Annotated in this window: 13 protein-coding genes and 1 pseudogene; 6 read left to right on the top strand and 8 right to left on the bottom strand. The window is 49.5% G+C overall.

Annotation, left to right across the window (positions count from 1 at the left end):
- Positions 1 to 11: 11 nt before the first annotated feature.
- The 3 genes from CDA54_RS19800 to CDA54_RS00145 form a co-directional block, all read right to left on the bottom strand.
- Positions 12 to 362, bottom strand: coding sequence for a glycosyltransferase family protein (locus CDA54_RS19800; RefSeq protein WP_229748054.1), 351 nt, complete (start codon positions 360 to 362; stop codon positions 12 to 14).
- 43 nt (positions 363 to 405) lie between these two features.
- The gene (locus CDA54_RS19795) at positions 406 to 816 is read right to left on the bottom strand and encodes a glycosyltransferase (RefSeq protein ID WP_229748055.1); all 411 of its coding nucleotides are present in this window, start codon (positions 814 to 816) and stop codon (positions 406 to 408) included.
- A 154-nt stretch (positions 817 to 970) separates the two neighbouring features.
- Positions 971 to 2,650, bottom strand: a complete 1,680-nt coding sequence (locus CDA54_RS00145) for a response regulator (protein WP_099032978.1) — start codon at positions 2,648 to 2,650, stop codon at positions 971 to 973.
- Positions 2,651 to 2,869: 219 nt separating this feature from the next.
- Here CDA54_RS00145 and CDA54_RS00140 point away from each other — a divergent pair, with 219 nt between their 5' ends.
- Positions 2,870 to 4,018: a DUF6436 domain-containing protein gene (locus tag CDA54_RS00140; protein WP_099032977.1), complete on the top strand. Its 1,149-nt coding sequence runs from the start codon at positions 2,870 to 2,872 to the stop codon at positions 4,016 to 4,018.
- 209 nt (positions 4,019 to 4,227) lie between these two features.
- Positions 4,228 to 5,649: a 30S ribosomal protein S12 methylthiotransferase RimO gene (gene rimO / locus CDA54_RS00135; RefSeq protein WP_099032976.1), complete on the top strand. Its 1,422-nt coding sequence runs from the start codon at positions 4,228 to 4,230 to the stop codon at positions 5,647 to 5,649.
- Here the strand turns inward: rimO and soxR are convergent, their stop codons facing one another.
- Positions 5,650 to 6,090, bottom strand: a complete 441-nt coding sequence (gene soxR / locus CDA54_RS00130) for a redox-sensitive transcriptional activator SoxR (RefSeq protein WP_099032975.1) — start codon at positions 6,088 to 6,090, stop codon at positions 5,650 to 5,652.
- Positions 6,091 to 6,430: 340 nt separating this feature from the next.
- Between soxR and CDA54_RS00125 the strand changes: the two genes are divergently transcribed.
- Positions 6,431 to 6,859, top strand: coding sequence for a hypothetical protein (locus CDA54_RS00125; protein ID WP_099032974.1), 429 nt, complete (start codon positions 6,431 to 6,433; stop codon positions 6,857 to 6,859).
- Between the two features lie 81 nt (positions 6,860 to 6,940).
- Positions 6,941 to 9,004, top strand: coding sequence for a TonB-dependent copper receptor (locus CDA54_RS00120; protein WP_099032973.1), 2,064 nt, complete (start codon positions 6,941 to 6,943; stop codon positions 9,002 to 9,004).
- Between the two features lie 4 nt (positions 9,005 to 9,008).
- On the opposite strand, the gene CDA54_RS00115 is transcribed toward CDA54_RS00120, so the two are convergent.
- On the bottom strand, positions 9,009 to 10,061 hold the full coding sequence (locus tag CDA54_RS00115) for an MBL fold metallo-hydrolase (protein WP_099032972.1): 1,053 nt from the start codon (positions 10,059 to 10,061) through the stop codon (positions 9,009 to 9,011).
- Between the two features lie 77 nt (positions 10,062 to 10,138).
- On the bottom strand, positions 10,139 to 11,476 hold the full coding sequence (locus CDA54_RS00110) for an amidohydrolase (protein WP_099032971.1): 1,338 nt from the start codon (positions 11,474 to 11,476) through the stop codon (positions 10,139 to 10,141).
- A 227-nt stretch (positions 11,477 to 11,703) separates the two neighbouring features.
- On the opposite strand from CDA54_RS00110, the gene CDA54_RS00105 reads away from it, so the two are divergent.
- Together CDA54_RS00105 and CDA54_RS00100 are read left to right on the top strand one after the other, a co-directional pair.
- Complete coding sequence (locus tag CDA54_RS00105) at positions 11,704 to 12,120, top strand: hypothetical protein (protein ID WP_099032970.1); 417 nt, start codon at positions 11,704 to 11,706, stop codon at positions 12,118 to 12,120.
- A 294-nt stretch (positions 12,121 to 12,414) separates the two neighbouring features.
- Positions 12,415 to 13,440, top strand: a pseudogene (locus CDA54_RS00100) (serine hydrolase domain-containing protein).
- A 47-nt stretch (positions 13,441 to 13,487) separates the two neighbouring features.
- Here CDA54_RS00100 and CDA54_RS00095 read toward each other — a convergent pair.
- Both CDA54_RS00095 and CDA54_RS00090 read right to left on the bottom strand, forming a co-directional pair.
- Positions 13,488 to 13,970: a CBS domain-containing protein gene (locus CDA54_RS00095; RefSeq protein WP_099032969.1), complete on the bottom strand. Its 483-nt coding sequence runs from the start codon at positions 13,968 to 13,970 to the stop codon at positions 13,488 to 13,490.
- 63 nt (positions 13,971 to 14,033) lie between these two features.
- Positions 14,034 to 14,432, bottom strand: coding sequence for a DUF2784 domain-containing protein (locus CDA54_RS00090; protein WP_099032968.1), 399 nt, complete (start codon positions 14,430 to 14,432; stop codon positions 14,034 to 14,036).
- Between the last annotated feature and the right edge of the window lie 23 nt (positions 14,433 to 14,455).

The raw sequence follows: 14,455 nt of genomic DNA, 5'->3' as shown, positions 1-14,455 counted from the left end.
CAGCTGTTTTTCTAAGCCAGTTTCTCAATACCATAAGGCGTTCTGAGCACGTTTTTAACTCGGGTATGCTCACGGATGGCTTTATTTTTTATCAGCATCTGTGGTTTAACATAGCTTCTGGCATGATCAAGGTGTAAGCATATAGCGGAATAACGAATTTGCTTTGATTTAATACCGCGGTTAAACAGCCTTTCGCCAAGTTCACGATCTTCACCACCATATTGCATACGTTCATCGAAACCATTGGCCGCAAAAATATCCTTCCGCCAGCCGGACGCATTATGTCCGTTCCAGGTGGCTTTGGTTGGCGTCATAATATTAAGTATTCTGGCAACCGCTCCCCAGGTACCGAGTTTCATCATCTTATGTGTTTTTTTAAGGCCATGTGCAATCAGCCATTCCAGCTCAAATGCCCGGCCGCTGGCGATGGCTGATTGCCTGACTGATATGCATAGGTAACTTAAAATATCCACCGGATAAGAAATAACCCGGCTGACGGTAATGAAGATGAGCCTCGAGAAAGTCCTTGCGTAAGATGCAATCGCCGTCGGTAAAAACAATATAATCACCTTCGGATTGTAACAGGGCTTTGTTCAGTATCCGGGTTTTCTGAAATCCCGCATCAGGCTGCCAGACATGTTTTATTTTGCAACTGCTTTGCTGTTTAAAAGACGTTATACGCCTGGCTGTTTCTTCCCCGGAGCCATCGTCGGCGATGATCACTTCGAAATCCTGACAGGTCTGATAGTGCAGACCCCACAGGGTTTTTTCCATCCATTCAGGGGAGTTATAAGTGGAGAAAATTACTGAGATCATGTCTCTGTCTTGTCGCTGATGATAAAATCAGACGACGTCGCTGCTGACTTATTTCTCCATTATCAGCCGCATTTATTACTATCTTATTAAAGCGAGAAAATAGAAGATGTCGTGCCTGAACAGCGCACGACAAGCATCACCTGTAAAATATTTTTTAACTGTTAAGCTGAGCTCGGACAGTCTCTGACTGAGCCTCACTGGGCTCACTTTGGGGCAATTCCTTCACAAAATCATTAAAGGCTTTCTGCTGATTTTCATCCAGCTTGCTCTTGCTAAGAATATCCAGAGTACGGGCTGCAAGCTCAAGCTGGTCGGCATCCAGCCCTTCGTCCCGGTGAATAGCCACCAGTACTTTGAGAATACTCAGAGACACACGCACGTTCCTGGGCGTCAGCTGCAATGCCTGTTCAAGAGACTTCAGGGCCGGCACTTTTTTATTCTTTTTAAATAATTCCACCGCCATGCTGTTGAGCTGTTTGGGGGTAAAGTGAACTTCTTCCCGCTCAGAGGTTTCCTGCTCGATATACTTGCCCACCACCTGACTGGTGAGACCATCACCGCCAATTTGTTTCTTCACCTTGTCTAAAAGAGTGATAGCTTCTTCACGACGGCCCAGTTCATGGAATACTTTGACCTTGTCCAGATTATCCTCCACCGACGGCGTTGCCTTGAGCGTTACATGGGTATCTACAATCCGTTCGGCCCGATCTCGCTCTTCCCTTGCATTGTGAACCCTGGCTTTAACCACCACCAATTGCTCTTTGAAATCATCGTTCCCGCCATAGTTATTTTCCAGGTCGGTAATATAACGTTCTGACTGTTTAAGAATTTTGAGTGAGGCCTCACCCGTGAGAGTACAGGCCAGGTCGATACCTGAACGAATTACATTGAACAGCAATGCGGGAGAGTCATGAATGGAATTTTTGGCGTATTTGGCCATCGCCTGGGTGGCCTTGTATTGCCCCTGATGATCGTGGGTCAGGCGGGCCAGATCCCAGAGCTTTTTATTACGTTCTATATTGCGGGGCGCCAGCTCTGCGGCCTTTTTAATTTCTTCGTAAGCCTGTTCATAGTCTTCCCGTTCGATATAGTACTGCGCCAGCAAGTCATAGGTAGCAAAACGGGTCTCAACTTTGTCGGTCAGTTGCGCCAGCAGTTCTTTAATCTCTTCCATTTTGTCCTGTTTGAGCAGTATTCTGATAAAGCCCAGATACACCCAGGATGCCGTGTACTTCTCCATTAGTGCCCGGTAATACGCTTCTGCATCTTCCATCTCGCACAAAGCCAAAAGGCTCTCCCCTTTCATGCGTAACAGTTGCATCTGATACTTGGAAAGCGCTGGGTTAAGCAGGTGACGATCAGCGTAGTAGATAGCCTTACCAAAATCTTTATTGTCGATAGCCTGATAAATGTTATACAGCGTCTTTTTCACTTCCAGTATATGGGGAAGGCGCTTTTTAACCTGAGCTGGTGACAGCGGCTTGACCCAGAAGTCATCAGGTTGTAACTCAGCGATACTGTTGACCAGACTCTCATCTGTGTCAGCGCTTAAAAAAATCAATATCGTGCGTTTGGTCACATGGCCCTTAAACTTAAGCTCCTCAAGAAGATGGAAACCATCTTTGTCACTTTTTACATTAAAGGCACAAATCACCACGTGAAAGCGCTGCTGTTCACATAAGCGCAGACCAAAAAAGGCGTTTTCGGCACTTTTTACTGTACGGATCCCCAAATCATAAAAAGTTGACTTGAGAATATCGTGCACCAGAGTCTGATCATCAATAATCAGTACGTTCAGAGCCTCTAAATTACTTAAATCGTCTTTTTCCATCATTTACCACAGTGATTATTCGCTGATATTTATCACTACATGCATAGGTCTGTGCTGCAGGGGTCTCAACAGAATAATATTGTCTGCCCGCATTAAATGCCAGTTCTGTCTTAAGTTCGTTGGAAAGGATTGTATCGGGTTGCTGAAACTTGACATAAATCAGATCTATAACCTAGTTCTTAGCGTACAGTGTGGGTTGTAGTGTAATAGGGAGATAGTAATTTGCGTTACCCGTGGATAGACGAAGCCAATAAAGTATTCAGTGGTGTATTAGTGGCCCAGGTTGTTGTCGCCTTTGCTATTGCTGCTTACACTGACACCTGGTTGTGGGCAATGATGATAGGCATTCCTACTGCGGCTTTGCCACTTATGTTGATTTACACTCAGCCACAGGCACAGATTACGCGCTATGCCGTCGCGATAGCTGTGCAACTGCTTACTGCTCTGCATATTCAACAAAGCTATGGTCTTATTGAGGTGCATTTCGAAATCTTTACATTGCTGGCATTTTTAGTCTATTACCGGGACTGGAAGGCCATTCTTGTAAGTACGGCCACTGTTGCGATCCATCATATTAGTTTTTTCCTTTTACAGAGTAACAACGCGGGTGTGTACATCTTCGAGGAAGGTCATCTGACATTCGGAATACTCCTCCTTCATGCCTTCTTTGCTATTGCTGAAGGAGGTGTATTGGCGGTGATCACCAAACGCAGTTTTAACGAGGCTCATACCTCACTCCTTCTGAGCAACAGTATCTCCGACATACTGAACCGTGAGGGAATCATAGATCTTCAACAGCCCATAGATCCCAGTCTGACAGAATTCTCAACGCTTATTGGTGGTATCCGCAAGGTACTCGACGAATCCTTTTCCGTATCAAAGCAACTGATTGGTGCAACCGGTGCTATCTATCAGCAACAACAGCGTCTCAATGAACTGAGTAGGTCAACCAGTCAGCAAGTCGATACCATTGCCAGTTCGATACAGCAAATGTCAGTTTCTAATCAGCAGATTGCGGCATCATCCGGAGAATCTGCGCAAGAAACCACCGCAGCTGCAGCAGCAGCTACCCAGGCTGGGGAAAACATCAATAATGCCAGCAACCAGGTTCATTCTGTACATCAGGCTCTCAGCAAAATGTCACTGAACCTGTCCGAATTCACAGAACTCAGGCAGTGGATTACTGCAGTTCCCAGTATTATCTTATTTGATGCCGAGAGTAACCTGACGTTTATTGGTCCTTACTCGACGGGTTTCAGATGCAGTGCGGGAAAAGGGTTAATTGAAAGCTGGCTGACATCTACCATCGATACAAAGGGTTTGGGTCCAACAGTGTTCTCTGAAGCAAAAGGATGTTATTGCCCGGCCTGAGACTTATTTATATCGCAGATAACGCTACTGAAAACAGCACATGGACTATCGACATTTTATACATTGTACGGGTATTACACACTAACGGTTTCGCTGGGTGTTTTTTAAGCGATACGGATGCCATTGCTTTTCCCTTCATGTATAATCCGCCGACTTTTCCCGGCCCGTTTAGCGGGCTGTAACCATAGCCTTTAAGCCAGCGAGACAATATGACCGTAGAGACCTATCCCCCGAACCAGACAACGACACTGGATACCCCGAAAAAAGTCTTGTCTGAACAAGCCAAACAGGGACAGGAAGTCGAGATCAGCGGCGGTAATCGCATCGGTTTTATCTCGCTGGGCTGCCCGAAAAATCTGGTGGATTCGGAGCGCATTCTCACTCAGCTGCGCACCGAGGGTTATGATGTGGTGAATACCTACAACGATGCTGACCTGGTGATCGTGAATACCTGTGGCTTTATTGATTCTGCGGTGCAGGAGTCACTGGATACCATAGGCGAAGCCCTTAACGAAAACGGCAAGGTCATTGTGACCGGCTGCCTGGGCGTAAAAGAAGACGAAATTCGTGAAGTGCACCCTAATGTACTGGCCATTACCGGGCCGCACGCTTATGAAACCGTGGTAGAACAGGTACATGACTACCTGCCCAAGCCTGAACATAATCCCTTTGAGCACCTGGTGCCTGACCATGGTGTTAAACTCACGCCGCGGCACTTTGCTTATCTGAAAATTTCCGAGGGCTGCAACCATCGCTGTACCTTCTGCATTATTCCCTCAATGCGTGGCGATTTGGTCAGCCGCCCTGTTGGCGACGTGCTCGATGAAGCACAGCGCCTTAAAGCCGCCGGGGTCAGAGAATTACTGGTAATTTCTCAGGACACCAGTGCCTATGGGGTAGATGTAAAAAACCGCACCGGTTTCTGGAACGGTATGCCGGTTAAAACCGGCATGACAGAGCTGTGTGAGAAACTCGGCGAAATGGGAATCTGGGTCAGACTGCATTATGTATACCCCTACCCTTCGGTAGATAAAGTGATTCCGCTGATGGCTGCGGGCAAGATACTGCCCTACCTGGATATTCCGCTGCAGCATGCCAGCCCCAGAATCCTTAAGCTGATGAAACGCCCGGCCGCCGCCGAGCGTACCCTTGACCGTATCCTCAAATGGCGTGAGATCTGCCCTGAGCTGGTGATCCGCTCCACCTTTATTGTTGGCTTCCCCGGTGAGACCGAAGAAGACTTTCAGATGTTGCTGGATTTTCTCGATGCCGCGCAGCTTGACCGGGTGGGCTGCTTTAAGTACTCAGATGTGGATGGGGCTAAAGCCAATGAACTGCCCGACGCCGTGCCGGAATCGGTTAAAGAAGAGCGCTATGAACGCTTTATGCTTAAGCAGCAGGCTATCAGCACCGCCAAACTGCAAAAGCGCATCGGCCAGCAGATGGATGTATTGATTGATGAAGTGGACGAAGAAGGTGCCATCGGTCGCAGCTATGCCGATGCCCCGGAAATTGACGGCATGGTGTACTTAAACGGTGACACTGAACTCAAACCCGGTGATCTGGTCAGGGTCACCATAGAGCATGCCGATGAATATGATCTATGGGGCAGCCGGGTAACAAGCGCTTAACTATTTGTTGTCTAAGATCACCGGCCCGGGCCCCTGCCGGGCCAGTTTATCATCAGGATTATAGACCGGGCACTTGCCCATCGACAGGCAGCCACAACCTATGCAGCCGGTCAGTAAATCCCGCAAGCGCTGCAAATAATCTATTCTGTTACTCAATTGCCTATGCCAGCCAGAGGATAACGCCTGCCAGTCCTTTTTATCCGGGGCTCGGTGTTTTGGCAACGCTGAAAAGGCCTGCTCAATTTCTGCCAGGCTAATCCCCATTTTCTGCGCTGCCTTGATCACCGCCACTCTTCTCAGTACATCTGCACTATAGCGGCGTTGATTACCACTGTTGCGACTGGAGTAGATCAATCCTTTGCTTTCATAAAAGTGCAACGCCGATACCCTGACACCACAGCGCTTTGCCACCTGCCCGACACTGAGATCCTGAGCTTGCATATTTTCTCCTTAAAAAGCCTTTACCTTAACTTAACTTGAGGTTCTAGCATAACCCCGGACTTAACAAAAGGAGAAAACGATGCAAACCCAAATAACCCGCCCTGAACGTGCCAGCCGACTCGGCCACTTCTGGAAAAACTACTGCCGTCTTGTCAATCAGACCATGTATTTCAAATAAATGGAATTTGTTGAGTATCTGAGCGATATTCCCGGTGAACGCAATTTATACCGTTAGATGAGTGTTTCTGAACGCAATGTCTGACATTTCACCCTGTAAATGATTGAATTATCGAACCGGCTTACTTTAGAATAAAACGAAGTTCAATCTACGGATAAGATTTTGCCTTCAGGCTTTAAGAATCAGCCTATTGCGTTACTGGCGCTGTTGTTACTGCTGTTTAACCTGACAGTAGCGCCGCTATCGGCATCCCGCACCCTTTCAGCCGCTCAGACGTATGCCGGCGACGACAAGGTACTGATTTGTACCGGGCGGGATATGAAATGGGTGGATATGGCCGCATCTCTGAGCCGGGGCCAGTTTGTTTTTGTCGACCCGCCGGAACAACTCCCTGAGCCCCTGCAACAGGTAAAATGTAGCGCCGGATTGTTGCTCGACAACAGCACCATTATGGCCGGCAACGCTGCGCTCATCCCTTCGCAGAAAATAACGCTTGCGGCATTCAGTCTCTTTTCCAGTGCCCCCCTAAATGACAGATACAACAAAGCGCTGTCCCGCGCACCGCCTTTTATATTCAGGCTTTTCCAATAATGGCCTGATCACACTGCTGCATCAGGCCCGAGTTTAACCAGCCGGGTTAGTCTTTAATCCGGCCAGCCTGAAGTTATTACAATGAATAAAAACACGGTTTTACCTTGCCGCTCACCTGCTCTGTGTGTGGTGTTATCTGCTATGGCCCTGAGCCCGGGCGCATCGGCACAACAACAGCAGCCAGGCTCCCCTTTGCAACAAATTGAAAAAGTACTGGTTATGGGGGAAGTGATGGCGTCACCTAATCAGATTGTGACGGATCCTAAGAAACCCCGCCAACCGCTGCCCGCCCATGATGGCGCCGACTATCTGAAAACCATCGCCGGATTCAGTATCGTTCGCAAGGGCGGGGCCAGTGGCGACCCTGTATTCAGGGGCATGGCCGCCTCGCGTCTGAACATCATTACCGACGGCAATATGCTGCTTGGTGGATGTAGCAGTCGGATGGACCCGCCTACGGCCTATATCTCGCCACAGAGCTTTGATCGTATCCGGGTGATCAAAGGCCCGCAATCCGTGCTCAATCTGCCGGCCAATGCCACGGTTTTATTTGAAAAAGACCAATATCAGCTTTCAGAAGCCGGAGTTCAGGGTGATATCAGCATGACTCTGGCGGAATTTAACCGCAAAGAACTCAATGCCGACCTCACCTCCGGCAATCAGAACGGTTACCTGCGTATGAGCCTCAGTAACGCCAGCGCCAGTAATTATCAGGATGGCAACGGCAACCCTGTCAACAGCGCATATGACCGCTGGAGCGCTGCCGCTGAACTGGCCTGGACACCGGGGCCCGACACGCTGTTAATGCTGAGCCTGGGCCGGAGTGACGGCGAAAGTGCCTATGCAGATCGGGCCATGGACGGCAGCATGTTTGATCGCCGCCATATCAGTATCAAAGCCAGACAGGATGACTTAAATGACTGGCTATCCCGCATTGAGGGGCAGTTATACTTCAATCATATTGACCATTTGATGGACAATTTCAGCCTCAGAAACTTTACCCCAAATGCCATGATGCCGTTTCCGGCGGCCATGAATCCGGATCGCTATACACGAGGTGGTAAAATCCAGCTCGATCTGGAACCGGCGATAAACTGGCAGGTACGCCTGGGGCTGGATAACAGCCAGAACGTGCATCGAAACCGTATGAGCATGAACCAGTTAATGATGCCCTGGCAGGATATGCTCAGAGTCGAAGATGGCCGCTTCGATCAGTGGGGTATATACGCCGAGATAGACTACGCGATTTTAGCCAATCTGAGTCTGTTTGGCGGCTTGCGGGCAGATCGCTGGGAAGCTCAGGATCAACGCACAATGCTGCGTAAAAATCAGCAGCTAAGCATCGACAACCCCAGCTTTGGTGAACGTCGCCAGGATACCCTGACAAGCGGCTTTGTGCGTATTGAACAGACTCACAATCAACATACCTGGTATCTGGGTGCAGGCCGCGCCGCCCGTTTTCCGGATTACTGGGAATTACTGGGTAACGCCAGAAGTGGCGAAGACAGTCCGTCAGCCTTTTTTACGTCACCGGAAGTAACCCATCAGCTGGATATAGGCTGGCTCTATCAAACTGATTTTACCCGGGTATCGGTGTCTGCCTACCTGTCGGATGTAACAGATTTTATTCTGCTGGAAAAACAACAGGCCATGCTACCGGAGCAGGTCAGAAACATTGATGCCCACACCTGGGGCGGCGAGGTATCGGCAGAGCTGAGCCTGACAGAGAAGCTCACCCTGGAAACCTCACTGGCTGTGAGCCGCGGCACCAATGACAGTGATAATCTGCCACTGGCCCAACAACCGCCGCTGGAGTTTCGGATCAGCGCCGCTTATCAGCTACAAAACTGGCATCTGTCAGGCTTGTGGCGATTAGTTGATCAGCAGTCCCGTTTTGCCGCCGGTCAGGGTACCATAGCAGGACTGGACAGTTCCGCTTCCGCTGGCTTTGGGGTGTTGTCTGTTAATGCGCTGTATCGCCCTTCAGACAAATGGTTACTGAGTCTCGGCATCGACAATTTGCTGGATAAAACCTATCAGGAGTACCTGAGCAAAACGGCGGCATCTGTTCCCGGCTTTGTCGCCGATGATCGCATCAGTGAGCCGGGGCGCACTGCCTGGGCGAAACTGGATTACCGTTTCTGAATACTCAGGGTTGTGGCTTTGCCAGATGAAGGCTCTGTCCAATTTGAAGAGTAATAAAGTCGTCGCTGAGCCCTGCCTCAGCGGCGGCTTGTTGCAGTCGCCGGGCCGGTTCAAATAAGGGCTCGGCACTAAGCTGAAAAGTAGACCAGTGCATACCGATACTCTTGCGGCTGCCTAATTCCTGATGCACCTTCACCGCTTCTTCCGGATTCACATGGTACTCACGCATAAAATCCCTCGGCGAATAGGCACCGATGGGGATCAGCGCCAGATCAAAGGGGCCATACTGTTCACCGATTTGCTTAAAATCCACCGCGTTATAGCCGGTATCGCCGCCAAACCAGAATTTAAAGCCGTCAATTTCCACCACCCAGCTTGCCCATAATGTATGGCGGCGATCAAACAGGCTACGGGCGGACCAGTGCTGCGAAGGGGTTGCGGTAATACGCAGCTCGCCTGTCTCACGCTGTTGCCACCAGTCATAACTGTGAGTCTGATAATTGCGCTTATCCAGTTGCTTAAACCAGTTATCGACGCCCAGCGGAACATGATACTGCACCGTATCCGGTAAGGCCGTTACCGTATATTCATCCAGATGATCATAATGATTATGGGAAATCAGCACATGATGAATATCAGGTAGATCTTCCAGCCTGTAAGGCATAGGCGCAAGACGTTTCGGCCCGGCGAAGCTCAGTGGTGAAGCCCGCTCAGAAAAGATCGGATCGGTCAGCAGGTTGATGCCTTTGTAACTGATTAAAAAGGTGGAATGACCCAGCCAGGTGACTCTGGGTTTCTCAGGAGCCTGAGTCAGGTCCTCAAGGGTATCGGCTATTACTATGCGGTGTGCCTCACTTTGCTGATCGGCAAAGGGCACATCACCAAAGTACTTGGTCCAGGCAAAGGCAAAAACGGTTTTTTCCGGATCTTCTATATGCGGGTTCTGATAAACCTCCCCAGCCCTGGCCACCACTTCACTGACACGGCCTTCAGGCTGAACGGTACAGCCGACCAGCAATAAGCTGAACAGGAGCACAGGGAAGATTAATCTCAGCATAAAGCGCCTTTACCGGGGATTAGCGTTATTATGATTTTACGCCACAACCTGGCTTTAGATCATGGCCCATAACAAACTTATTCGCCTTGCATAATATCCATAGCCGTTGCAGTTAAGGCTTCAGCGGCGGTGGCAATCACTTTTTCTGCCTGTGGTGCCCACAACGGGCTATGCAATGAAGGCAACTTGGTGCCCTGCTCCTGAGCCTGTTGCCATTTATCCGCTGGCACACCACCCACCCAGATAATCATGCTGTTAATGCTGGTATCAGCGCGATAATAACGGCCAAAGTCTTCACCTGCCATCACCGGCGGGGCCTGTACCACTCTGTCACCGCCGAATCTGGCGGTAAAGCGCTCGGCCATTTTGCGGGTAAACTCCGGGCTGTTGTAGGTAGAGGGCGTATATTCATCTTTGATATTCACCTCTGGCATCAACTCTTCAGGTATTCCTGCAGCAATCGCCTCCCCTTTGGCGATACGGGCAATGCCATCGAGCAGGGTCTGGCGGGTTTCATCGGAATAACTACGCACGGTCAGCAATAACCTGGCTTCATCGGAAATAATATTGTGTTTTGAGCCTGACTGGAAACTGCCGACTGTTACCACTGCAGGGTCCTGGGGATCCAGCTCCCGGCTGACCAGAGTCTGTAATGCCCCGACGATGCGGCTGCCCAATACAATAGGATCTTTGGTGGCATGGGGGTAAGCACCGTGGCCGCCAACGCCTTTAACAATAATATCCACACTGTCCACATTGGCCAGGGTATAACCCGGGGTGTAGCCAATCACACCGGCAGGCAATGAGGCGGAGTTATGAAATGCCAGTACATAATCAGGTTTGGGGAAACGCTCATACAAACCATCATTAAGCATATCTTTGGCACCCCGACCGCGCTCCTCAGAGGGCTGCAGGATCATCACCAGGGTGCCTGACCAGTTCTTTTTCTGATCCACCAGCGTACGGGCTGTACCCAGCCAGCCGGCCATATGGGTATCATGGCCACAGGCGTGCATTACCGGGCTTTCGATACCATCTTCTGTGGTGGCAACCACTTCTGAGGCATAGGGCAAGCCGGTTTTCTCCTCAACGGGCAAGGCATCCATATCGGCACGGATCATCACCACCGGGCCAAGGCCGTTTTTCATCACCGCCACCACACCATGACCACCCACGTTATCGGTCACCTCAAAGCCCAGCTCACGGGCCTTTTCTGCCAGCATCGCCGCACTCTGCTCTTCATCACCGCTTAGTTCGGGATACTGATGCAGATGTTTGTAGGTCTCCATCAACAGCGGTAAGTCCTGCTGTATCTTATCCCGTAGTGCGTTGTCAGCAGTCGCATCGGCATTAACCGGCAGGGTAAGCACAGAAAAACAAAAGGGAACCAGCAGAGCAGTTTTCAGAGCATTCATGGTGTAATCCTTAATAAAAAAAGCACACAATCAGCCTACAGCGAATAGCGCAGCTTGGCAAAATAGCGCTGAGTCTTGGGCTTATTTAGTGCCGGTGCAGACAGCCAGAATAACGCTGAGTCACTGAAAAGCCTGATCTTTTATGCACCAAAAATTGCACTGCTCCCAGGGCTGGGGCATAGTAAACCCACAGAATGCAATCGGATACTCGTGCTTAGGAACAATCTATGCTTACGGTAGTCACTTTAAAGGCATTGGTGATTTGGGCCAGCATTCTTGTTATTGCTGTTGCCAATGGAATACTGCGCGAGTCTTTACTTATACCGGGGATCGGAACTCCAGCCGCACTGGTGCTGAGTGGGTTGCTGCTTTCAACCTTGATCATTGGCGTGGCGTACTTGTCACTTCCTTGGCTACAAATTAGCCGTACCCTCCATCTCTGGGTCGTTGGATTGGGCTGGCTTGCACTCACACTTGTTTTTGAGTTTTCGTTTGGGATCTGGCAGGGCAAATTGTGGCCCGAGTTACTCGAAGCCTATACATTTAAGAGTGGCAACATCTGGCCTGTTGTTCTCGCGGCAACAGCCCTTGCACCGCGCATTGCCGCCAAGCTGAGGGGTAATAGTCGGCTCAAGGGGCAGTAAGAGCTGATTCTTCGCGGCCAGTATCCTGCATCAATGGTGATACATTAAACAGTTCACCATGCCCCTGAAAAACTGACAGTATTAATCCTCAGTCAACGAGACAGAGAAAACCACGATAGACAGTCAAGTTATCTACCAAAAAGGAAATCCGAGTAATTCGTACCCCACAGTATTCTCAGGCAGTCGCGTGTCCGATTTGTCTGGAAAATTGCATTTGTTAGTTGGCCAAACCGCAGCAAAACGCTCGCAAATGCCTGAAGAAAAAACCAGTAGTAGCCCGGCAAGGTAAACAAAATGACAAAGCGCAAACGAATACTCAGAATAGTGTTGCTTGTTGCCACCCTGGCCTCCATGTTTTTCGTACCATGGGTTTTGATTAAGGCCTGGATATTACCACTGCCAGGTACTGTTCAGGAGCAGGTAGACGACGCCCTGAACCATGGGTTTGATGGAATGATTGTTTATGTAGATAAAGCAGGCGAGCCGCCTGAGTTTTATGCGGCTGGCTGGCATGATCGCTAGAATAAAATCCCTGCAAACCATCAGGCCTTGTTTAAGATTGCCAGTATCAGCAAGTTATACGATGCTGTTGCTGTCGCTAAACTGGTAAGTGACGAACATTTATCTTTGCAAAAGACCCTCGCTGATTACTTTCCGGAGTTAGTGGGAAGAATTGAACATGCAGACCAAATAACCTTAAGCATGATGCTGCAGCATCGAAGCGGCATTCCCAATTTAACAGACACGCCAAATTTCTGGACAAATCCGCCCAAAAGCAGCAAAGAAGCCCTTGCACGGGTACTGGATTTACCCGCAGACTTTGCACCAGGAGAGGATTATGCCTACTCCAATACCAATTATTTACTCATATCTGAGATTATCGAAAAGGTACTGGGTTACAGCAAAGACCAATATATCCGCAAAGAAGTTTTGCTCCCGCTCGGACTACATAATACCTACGGCTCGATCCATGAGGTGAATATCGACGATGTGATGGGCGGTTACTATGTTGGAATAGAAGAGGATATAAAGACCGCCGATTATGGCTCAATGATCGCCACAGCAGAGGATCTGGGCATATTCTTGCGGGCGCTGAACGATGGCTCATTGTTTAAAGAAGGGGAACAGGAAATTTATTCCTCCATTTACGTTTACGACCATACAGGTTTGATTCCCGGATATCAGAGTATTGCAAAGTACCACCAGGACATTGACACGGTTGTGATTCAGTTTGTGAATACAACTGATTTCGATGGGTACACCTGGAGCTTATCGGAAATCGTCTATAACCGTATCGTTAAAATACTGCACTGGCAATAAAAACGAAGGGCTGGCAAAGGGCGCCAGCATTGGCATCGGCCCATGCTTCAGATCTTATCCGGGTCGGCCAGTTGCACTTCCTGCTGTTTAGCTGGCTTTTCAGGTATCAACAGGGTTGGTGAACCTTTTACTTTTTCGATCTGACGAAACACATCCCGCCAGCTTAAGATCCCCACCCACTGACGCTCTGCATTGACCACCGGCAGGCAGGAAATACGGTGGCGGTTAAACAAACGTACTGCCTGAAGCACCGATTCATTCTCCAGGATCACGATAAGCTCCCGGCTCATAATCTGGGAGACTTTGCGCCTAAAGGCGGCCTGATCATGCTGATTGGCCATGGGGGTGCCGATTCTCGGGCTTAAGTGTTTAAGCAGATCGCGATCAGAAATAATGCCAAGCAGAGTTTTGCCGCTAACCACCAATACATGATGGAAACGGTGTTTTTCAAAAATCTGGTAGACCTTGCCAAGGTTATCATCCAGACCAACTGTTACCACATTAGTGGTCATAATTTTGCTGACTTTCATACCCCTTCCCACATGCAGTTGGTACAAAACAACCACCACTATAATCAAGTGGTTACAGGCAGGCTATGGTTTTTTGGGTCGCACCAGGTACCAACTCAGTAATACCAACAGACCAAAAAGGGAGTAGATAAGTACAAACACCCAGGCCGGGGCCTGATAATACAAAAACTCCGACATCCAGTGGGCAATAAAAGCACCGCTGTAAGTGACCTGCCCGGCCTGTTCGCGCAGCATCATCTCCCACTGGGTCAGCGGGCAGATTCTGCCAAGCCAGGCCTGCACCACCACAAAGCCAATGGCCAGAAGATGAGCAAAGCGAAAGCGCCGGTTTCTGACCCAGTCCCAGCCCCGCCACTTGCCGATAAAAATCAGTAACAGGCCCCCTACCACAAAAAGCACAAAGGCCAGATGCAGGCCAAGCAATAAATCTGCGCCAAGAAGATATAGCTGTTGTGAGTTCATATCTCAGGCATAGCCGAAATCTC

Source organism: Lacimicrobium alkaliphilum (assembly GCF_002591895.1).
Lineage (GTDB): Bacteria > Pseudomonadota > Gammaproteobacteria > Enterobacterales > Alteromonadaceae > Lacimicrobium > Lacimicrobium alkaliphilum.
The sequence above is the reverse complement of the archived record's forward strand: the minus strand, read 5'-3'. Positions and strand labels throughout refer to the sequence as shown.

What these genes read in the sequence shown, in the direction of transcription:
- CDA54_RS19800 (WP_229748054.1), bottom strand. Translation starts at nt 362, where the DNA reads ATGATGAAACTCGGTACCTGGGGAGCGGTTGCCAGAATACTTAATATT.
- CDA54_RS19795 (WP_229748055.1), bottom strand. Translation starts at nt 816, where the DNA reads ATGATCTCAGTAATTTTCTCCACTTATAACTCCCCTGAATGGATGGAA.
- CDA54_RS00145 (WP_099032978.1), bottom strand. Translation starts at nt 2,650, where the DNA reads ATGATGGAAAAAGACGATTTAAGTAATTTAGAGGCTCTGAACGTACTG.
- rimO (WP_099032976.1), top strand. Translation starts at nt 4,228, where the DNA reads ATGACCGTAGAGACCTATCCCCCGAACCAGACAACGACACTGGATACC.
- soxR (WP_099032975.1), bottom strand. Translation starts at nt 6,090, where the DNA reads ATGCAAGCTCAGGATCTCAGTGTCGGGCAGGTGGCAAAGCGCTGTGGT.
- CDA54_RS00120 (WP_099032973.1), top strand. Translation starts at nt 6,941, where the DNA reads ATGAATAAAAACACGGTTTTACCTTGCCGCTCACCTGCTCTGTGTGTG.
- CDA54_RS00115 (WP_099032972.1), bottom strand. Translation starts at nt 10,061, where the DNA reads ATGCTGAGATTAATCTTCCCTGTGCTCCTGTTCAGCTTATTGCTGGTC.
- CDA54_RS00110 (WP_099032971.1), bottom strand. Translation starts at nt 11,476, where the DNA reads ATGAATGCTCTGAAAACTGCTCTGCTGGTTCCCTTTTGTTTTTCTGTG.
- CDA54_RS00105 (WP_099032970.1), top strand. Translation starts at nt 11,704, where the DNA reads ATGCTTACGGTAGTCACTTTAAAGGCATTGGTGATTTGGGCCAGCATT.
- CDA54_RS00095 (WP_099032969.1), bottom strand. Translation starts at nt 13,970, where the DNA reads ATGAAAGTCAGCAAAATTATGACCACTAATGTGGTAACAGTTGGTCTG.
- CDA54_RS00090 (WP_099032968.1), bottom strand. Translation starts at nt 14,432, where the DNA reads ATGAACTCACAACAGCTATATCTTCTTGGCGCAGATTTATTGCTTGGC.